This is a genomic window from Sneathiella sp. (assembly GCF_041689005.1).
Classification (GTDB): Bacteria; Pseudomonadota; Alphaproteobacteria; order Sneathiellales; family Sneathiellaceae; genus Sneathiella.
In genome coordinates, this window is the sequence record NZ_JBDNHC010000028.1 from 24,741 (window position 1) to 32,493 (window position 7,753).

Below are 7,753 nucleotides of genomic sequence, written 5' to 3' on the forward strand. Positions count from 1 at the left end.
ATTTACGATGGGAGAGTGATACCAATTGTTTAAGCATGCATAAGGAATGGGTGAGCCGTGGAAAAAGATGGGAATCAGGGAATAGAATTGAGTTCGTTGCAGAATACGGATGGGTTCCGGGATACTGCATCTGCGCAGATTTTCAACCCAGACCACTACGAATCAATCCGACTCCGGCGTATCTTTGCCTATGCGATCGATGTGATCTGTATTGCCATTCTCACGGTGATTGCGACCGTTGTCGCGACTCTTCTTGGGATTATCAGTTTCGGCGTGCTGACACCTCTGCTGATCCTTTGCCTCGCGCTGATCCCGCTTGCCTATAACACCCTGTTCATCGGTGGAAGCTGGCAGGCAACACCAGGAATGCGCTTTATGAACGTGCGCATGGAAATGATGAATGGCGGAGCGCCCGACTACATTACAGCGTTTTTGCAGGTCGCCCTGTTTTACTTCTCCATCGCCGTGACGTCTTCGCTGATCCTCGTGGTGGCGCTGTTCAATCCGCGCGGACGCTGCCTGCATGATTATCTGGTTGGCACGGTCATCCGCCGGATTCCGCTGATCTCATAGCAGGTCGCGGAGGCGGTAATAGAACATCGCCAGCGACAACAACGGCACCCGGAACCGCGTGCCCCCGGGAAAGGACTTGTGGGGAATGCGGGCGAAAACATCGAAGCCCGCCGCCTCCCCGCAAATTGCCTCTGCCATGACCTTGCCCGCGATGGATGAGAGCGGAACCCCCTGCCCCGAATAACCCTGCGCGTAGTAGATATTCTTCCCCATCCGGCCGAAATCTGGCAGCCGGTTGCGGGTCACCGCCACCATTCCGTCCCAGGCAAAGTCAATCCTGACATCGGCAAGTTGGGGAAAGGTTCTCAGCATGTTTGCGCGAAGCCCGTCGCCCGCCATACCGGCGCGACTGCCCGCCTGATCCCGCCCGCCATAGAGCAGGCGGTTATCTGCCGAAAGCCGGAAATAATCGAGATTGAAGTCAGTATCGGCGACGCAGGCCTCGGTCTGCATCAGCGCCCGCGCCCGCTCAACCCCCAGCGGTTCGGTGGCAATTATCGAGGTACTGACCGGTATTATCTTTGCCGCCAGTTTTGACTCCAGCCCGCCCAGATAGGCGTTCCCGGCAAGGACAACAAAATCCGCCGTCACCTTGCCCGCCGCACTGCTGACAACGGGGCGTGCGCCCCGCTCAATTGCAAGAACACGGGTTTTTTCATAGATCATGACGCCCGCTTCACGGGCCGCTGCCGCCAGTCCGAGGACATAATTAAGCGGATGGAGATGTCCGCCATTGTCATCCATCAGCGCCCCCGAATACCGCTCTGTCGTGACATAGTCCGGCAGGTCCGCCGCCTCAATCCAGCGGTATCCCGTATAATGATAGCGCTGCTGGCATAGCTCCTGTTCTTCCAACAGCCACTGGCGGTGGCTGTCGCGGGTTGCTGCGTAAAGCTCCCCCGCCTTCAGGTCACAATCAATGCGATGGCGCGAAATCCGTTCTTTCAGCAATTGCGCCGCTTGCACAGAGAATTCCCATAGTCTCGCGGCATCCGCGCGACCGACAATTTTTTCCGTGTCGATCATGCCCGGAGAATAGCCCGCCGCGATCTGACCCCCGTTTCGCCCCGATGCGCCCCAGCCGATTTTCTCTGCCTCCAGAAGGGCAACGCGAAGTCCTTTTTCCGCAAGTTCCAGTGCCGCGCTAAGCCCCGTATACCCACCGCCGATCACGCAGACATCCACAGCAATATTTTCCGTGAGCGCCGGGAAATCCGGCCGTGGATGGGCCGAGCTATCATAATAAGAGAGAATCATCTTGTACTTACTTCCGGATTTACCGGCACCCGAGTATAATTGCAGGCTTGCATCCTCGCGGACAATCTCCATGATGTGACCTCCAAAGAGTGCCGCTGTGGAAGCTTTTACTCGTAACCGGCGTAACAGCAAGGGTTTATTGATTATCGATGATTATTGTTGAACCGACAATTCATATATGGATCGTTCTCGCCTTTATCGCCGTGGCAATTGTCGCTTTTGCCAGCGAGAAAATCGAGCTTGAAATCTCCTCCATCAGTGTCATTGCCGGGCTGCTGCTGCTATTTCATTTTTATCCGCTGACCAATGATGCAGGCGAGGTTCTGCTGTCCGCACGGGACATTTTGGGGGGGATAGCCGACCCGGCGTTGATCACGGTGCTGTCGTTGCTGGTCGTCGGACAGGGGATTGTCAGGACCGGGGCGCTGGAACAACCGATTCGCCGTCTGGTTACCCTGCGGCGGCATCATCCGGTGATGGCAATCACGGCCGTCCTGTTCTCGGTTATGGTGATCAGCGCCTTCATGAACAACACCCCGGTTGTCGTTATCTTCATTCCGCTGATTACCGCTCTCGCCGACCGGCTCCATAAATCAACCTCAACGCTCATGATTCCCTTGAGCTATGCCTCCATTCTCGGCGGCATGACGACTTTGATCGGTTCGTCGACGAACCTGCTGGTCATGGCCGCTGTCGTTCAGGCAGGTCTGCCCCGGATCGAATTCTTTGATTTTACCGTTCCCGGTATGGTGCTGGCGGTAACCGGTCTGCTCTACGCCCTGATCGTCATTCCCCGGATCCTGCCCGATCGCACCTCGATCCGCGGCGAGGTCATGGACATATCGGGAAAGCAGTTCATCGTTCAGATGGAAGTGACCGCCGAGAGCCCACTGGTCGGTGAAGAGGCCGTCGCGGGCCAGTTCCCCAGCCTTCGTAACATCACGATCCGCTTCATCCAGCGCGGCGAGCACGTCCTGCTGCCACCGTTCGACGGCATGGCGCTGCGACCTTCGGACGCCGTTATCTTCGCTGGCAGTCGGAAATCCATCACCGAGGCATTTGCCGATAATCCGCAGATCCTGCAAGGATTCCTTGAAGTTGACGAGCCCGAGGGAGGACCGGCGTCTGACGACGGTTCCGTTCAGGACCAGACCCTGGCCGAGGCCGTCGTCGCCCCGGCATCGCGGATGATAGGCCGGGCCCTGTACCAGGTCAGCTTTCATTACCGGACGAAATGCGTCGTTGTCGGAATTCAGCGGCGCTCACGGATGATCCGGACTAGCAGGATGACGGATATCCGTCTGGAGGCGGGCGATGTTCTTCTGCTGCTGGGCAAGCGCTCTGATATCATGCGGATCCGCAACAATCCCGATGTGCTGCTGCTGGAATGGTCGGCGCGCGAACTCCCGGCAACCGCGCTTGCGTGGCGGGCCCGAATCATATTCGGCGCCGTAGTCATAACGGCGGCGACCGGCTTGCTGCCCATTGTTGTCGCCGCCGTCGCCGGGGCGGTGGCGATGGTCATTTCGGGCTGTCTCAATGTGTTTCAGGCGAGCCGGGCCATCGACCGTAAGATCTTGTTGCTGATATGGGCCGCCCTCGCCCTTGGCGCGGCAATGCAGGCGACCGGCGGTGCAGGCTATATCGCCCATGGTGTCCTGTCGCTGCTCACGGGGGCCGCGCCGGCGGTCATCCTGTCGGCGTATTTCCTGCTGGTGGCGGTTTTTACCAACATCCTCAGCAATAACGCCACTGCCGTTCTGTTCACCCCGATCGGCATCAGCATTGGACTTGAGGTCGGTGTTGACCCGGTGATTTTTGTCTATGCCGTAATTTTCGCCGCGAATTGCTCCTTTGCAACGCCGATGGGATATCAGACGAATCTACTCGTCATGGGCCCCGGACATTATAAATTTATCGATTTTTTCCGGGCCGGAGCACCTCTGGTCCTGATTCTCTGGATCGTATTTTCGCTTTTCGCCCCTTTTTACTATGGTATAATGTGAAATCAGGAAAATTATTGTTCTGCCCTATTTGCTAATATGGGAAATAGCGTTACCCTTTACTCATGGTTGAAACAAACAGAAAAGCACCGAGATGAAACGCGTGGAGATTCCGTCCCGCTTCTTCTTTTCGACGCCTCCTGCGCCCTGCCCGTATCTGGAAAACCGGCTTGAGCGGAAGGTCGTAACTTTGCTTGCGGGGGACGATCCGGACCATCTTCATAATACCCTTAGCCATGCAGGGTTCCGGCGCAGTCAGGATCTTGCCTATCGGCCTGCCTGTGATGGCTGTGACGCCTGTATTCCAATCCGGGTCCGGACCGGAGATTTTCAGCTAAAAAAATCCTTCCGCCGTATCTGGCAGATGAATTCTAGTCTACAGGCAACCGAGGCCGCCTCCGTCGCCACCGAAGAGCATTTTACGTTGTTTCATCGTTACCTACAGTCGCGGCATTCAAATGGCGGCATGGTTGACATGGGCTTTTCTGATTATAAGGCGATGGTCGAGGAGAGCCCCGTGAAGTCTCAGCTGGTGGAATTTCGAAAGGACGACGGCAAACTCTGTGCGGTCTGCCTCACCGATATCATGGAAGACGGCCTGTCACTGGTCTACAGCTTCTTCGCCCCGGAGGAAAAAAAGCGTAGCCTTGGCACCTATTTGATCCTTTGGCATATCATGTGGGCCGGCCGACGTGGATTGCCTTACGTCTATCTCGGATACTGGATCAATCAGAGCCCTAAAATGGCCTACAAAAAACGGTTTTCCCCATCGGAAATCCTGACCCGCGACGGCTGGGAGCTGCTGGTAGAAAAATCAGCGTAACACCCCCGCTTGGCCTTTCGAATTTCAACAACTGATGAGTGGAAGCGAAAATGAGGACGCGGCGGAAGTCTGTCTTCAGACCCTCCGCCGCTCACCCCTCATTTCTCTATGCCACCCCTAGAAATTATAGGAGACATCCTTGTGCCCGGACTGGCACGACGCCACGAACAGCGCCTGATCGTTGGTCAGTCGCGTTTGCTGACGCAAGCCGATTGTGTCCCGGATCATTGCCTCGTATGTCTCAATCCCGGGAAGCAGGTTGGCTTCCGCCCGGCTCCGCCATTCCAGCTCCGCACTATAGGCGGCAACGATCTTGTTCATCTCGGCCGTCGCTTCCGCCATATCGGGGGTCCCGGTCTTCAGGATGCGCCGGACTTTCGACAGGCCGGACGACAGGTCCGACGCACCATTAATCCTGTTCGCCCGGTCGCCCAGGTCCTCGATAGCCTGGATAAGCTCGGACGGGTCCATTACCGGAAGATCGGAACTAATCTTCATCAGGTCCGGTTTTAACGCGGCATAATCCTCGTTTGCCTTCAATATATTGACGAATTCGGCAACGGGCTTATACCCGTCATCCGCCGCCCGCCGGAACTTGCCCCGGAGCAACGTCTCACTTTTAAGCAGCTTCTTGAAGTCGCCGTAAACGGTCTTCCAGTTTGCCGGGATCTCAGACATCATTTTTTCACGTTCGGCATTCAGGTCGGCTATTTCGGCTTCCAGTTTCTTCTTTTGCTCCGCCTGGTCTTCATTATAAAGGCGGCTGGCGTTGGTTTTTAACTCCCGAATATGATCGTCCAGCTTGCGCACGTCACTTTCAATGTCGCGCACACCGCGTTGAACTGCCATATAAGCCGGAATTTTTTCTTCAACGATATTATTTGCCTCCCACGCCTGATGCAGCAGGCCCGGCGTACTGTCCGCCGCCTCGAAGCTTTTCTCAAGCCCAGATTTTAAATCTTCCGGCAGGTAATCGTAATTCAGGCCCCGCGCCGCGTTGATGGCGCCAGTTATCGCCGACCCGTTACTTGCGAATTCATCGGAAATATAGGAATCGACGCAATAGTTAAGCCGCGGGTTGCGGGGCGGCGGCGCCGTATCGGACGTCAACGAGGCGCGATTGGGAAGATAATTTACCAGCGGCGGATAGAGACCAACAATGACAAGTGCAATCAACTGCAGGCAGATAAAGGCGATAACGCCCTTATATATCTGGATTGTCTTGACAATAGGCGGCGCCACGCCGCGCAGGTAAAACAGGGCAAAGCCGAAGGGCGGGGTCAGGAAGGATGTCTGAATATTCAGGCCGATCATGACGCCGAGCCAGACAGCGGTAATGTTGGCCGACGGATCGGCGAGCAGGATCGGTGCGACAATCGGCACGACGACCACGGCAATCTCGATGAAGTCGAGGAAAAAGCCGAGGAAAAAGATAACCGCCATCACGATGACAAACTTGGTCCAGACCCCACCCGGTAATCCGCCCAGGAATTCGCGGACCAGGTCCTCACCGCCAAAGGCACGGAAGGCGGCCGTCAGCATGGCAGCGCCCAGCAGGATGATGAACACCAGTGACGTGGTTTTCGCCGTCTCGATCATCACACCCTGCAGTGTGTTATCAATCCTGTAAGTTCGCCAGCAGCTCCATCCGACAGAAATCATCAGGCCAATCGTCGCAAAAATCCCAAGGGCGATTCCAATTGCATCATGGGTGCTCTGTATCGACTTGATATTCACATGGAAGAACGCGAGGACGACGAGGATACAGCCGACCGAAACCAGCCCGAGAACGACTGGCGCATAGGCCCATCTTTCCCCTTCCTTCAGCCGGTAACCCGCCATCAGGATCGCCCCGACGGCGCCAATCGACCCCGCCTGGTTAACCGTCGCCACCCCGGCAATAATCGAGCCGAGGACCAGAAAAATAAGGCCAAGCGGTGGGACGAGAGCAAGTGCCAGTTTGGCAAAGAAGGCTCTGTCGAACGTACCGCCATGGACGGCCGGTGCCACTTTCGGATTGATCAGGGCATAGACCAGAATGAAGAGCATATAAAGTCCGACAAGTAACAGACCCGGCACAAAGGCGCCAAGGAACATTTCACCAGCGCTTGTCGAGACCACGTCAAAGGACGAAGGCATGGAAAATTCACCGGTCGCCGCCTTGTAAAGGGCTTTACGCGCCGTGCCTGCCTGATCGGTGGCGCTGGCGAGCTGGTCGGCAAGAATAATCAGGACGATGGAGGGCGGGATAATCTGCCCGAGCGTGCCCGATGCCGCGATCGTTCCCGTTGCCAGAGGCTTCGAATAGTTATTGCGCAGCATCGCCGGCAGGGAAATCAGCCCCATGGCGACCACGGTGGCGCCGACGATGCCAGTCGTCGCGGCCAGCAAGGCCCCGACAAAAACCACGGATATCCCGAGGCCGCCCGGCACTGGCCCGAACAGCTGCGCCATGGTGACCAGCAGGTCCTCCGCGATCTTGGAACGCTGCAGCATGATCCCCATGAAGATAAACAGCGGAATGGCGATCAGGGTATCGCGATTGACATCCCAATAAACCCCACGCAAATTCGTCACTCCGGCGCTTAGCCACTGCCAGGGCCCGCCTTGCGCGAAATAGGCATCCGGGTTTCCGGTCAGGAAATAACCAAAAACGGCAGCGACAATAACGGTGATAATGGCAGATCCCGGCAACGCAAAGGCCACCGGATATCCGGATCCCAGCGCCAGCGCCATCAGGGAAATAAGGAGGATGAGAAAAATAAGTTCCATGATTTTACTTTAAATTATCCTGCGGACACTGGTTCTTCGTGGTCCTGATGGCCTGGCTGTTCCAGAAAATCGGCAACAGCTTCCATCAGGTAACTGACAAACTGGATCAACATCGTTATGGCAAAAACGGCGAGAAAGGCTGCCATCAGATATTTCACCTGCATTCCGAATCCAGACTGACTTATTTCAAAATTGACAACCGGGCTGTAAATGACAGAGGCCTTGCTCCCCAGCCCGACAAACAGGATGGTCCAGCACAGTGTTATTCCCATGAATAGTGTTCCGATGGCGTTGACGAATCCTTTGGTCTTTGTCTTGAACCCGG

5 protein-coding genes and 1 pseudogene are annotated in these 7,753 nt (G+C 56.1%); 3 read left to right on the top strand and 3 right to left on the bottom strand.

What is annotated here, in order from left to right:
• The first annotated feature begins 57 nt into the window (after nucleotides 1-57).
• Nucleotides 58-573, top strand: a complete 516-nt coding sequence (locus tag ACESNI_RS03525; protein WP_373085079.1) for an RDD family protein — start codon at nucleotides 58-60, stop codon at nucleotides 571-573.
• On the opposite strand, the gene ACESNI_RS03530 is transcribed toward ACESNI_RS03525, so the two are convergent.
• Nucleotides 568-1,902, bottom strand: a complete 1,335-nt coding sequence (locus ACESNI_RS03530; protein ID WP_373085080.1) for an NAD(P)/FAD-dependent oxidoreductase — start codon at nucleotides 1,900-1,902, stop codon at nucleotides 568-570. The genes ACESNI_RS03525 and ACESNI_RS03530 overlap by 6 nt on opposite strands.
• A gap of 77 nt (nucleotides 1,903-1,979) precedes the next feature.
• Between ACESNI_RS03530 and ACESNI_RS03535 the strand changes: the two genes are divergently transcribed.
• Nucleotides 1,980-3,836, top strand: coding sequence for an SLC13 family permease (locus tag ACESNI_RS03535; RefSeq protein WP_373085081.1), 1,857 nt, complete (start codon nucleotides 1,980-1,982; stop codon nucleotides 3,834-3,836).
• 91 nt (nucleotides 3,837-3,927) lie between these two features.
• Nucleotides 3,928-4,656, top strand: a complete 729-nt coding sequence (locus ACESNI_RS03540) for an arginyltransferase (RefSeq protein ID WP_373085082.1) — start codon at nucleotides 3,928-3,930, stop codon at nucleotides 4,654-4,656.
• 117 nt (nucleotides 4,657-4,773) lie between these two features.
• On the opposite strand, the gene ACESNI_RS03545 is transcribed toward ACESNI_RS03540, so the two are convergent.
• Entirely contained in the window at nucleotides 4,774-7,428 is a 2,655-nt protein-coding gene (locus ACESNI_RS03545) for a TRAP transporter large permease subunit (protein WP_373085083.1), read from the bottom strand.
• A 14-nt stretch (nucleotides 7,429-7,442) separates the two neighbouring features.
• Nucleotides 7,443-7,753 (bottom strand): annotated as a pseudogene (locus ACESNI_RS03550) (permease); the annotation flags it as partial.

Coding starts and splice junctions, on each gene's coding strand:
- ACESNI_RS03530 (WP_373085080.1), bottom strand. CDS start 1,902: ATGGAGATTGTCCGCGAGGATGCAAGCCTGCAATTATACTCGGGTGCC.
- ACESNI_RS03535 (WP_373085081.1), top strand. CDS start 1,980: ATGATTATTGTTGAACCGACAATTCATATATGGATCGTTCTCGCCTTT.
- ACESNI_RS03540 (WP_373085082.1), top strand. CDS start 3,928: ATGAAACGCGTGGAGATTCCGTCCCGCTTCTTCTTTTCGACGCCTCCT.
- ACESNI_RS03545 (WP_373085083.1), bottom strand. CDS start 7,428: ATGGAACTTATTTTTCTCATCCTCCTTATTTCCCTGATGGCGCTGGCG.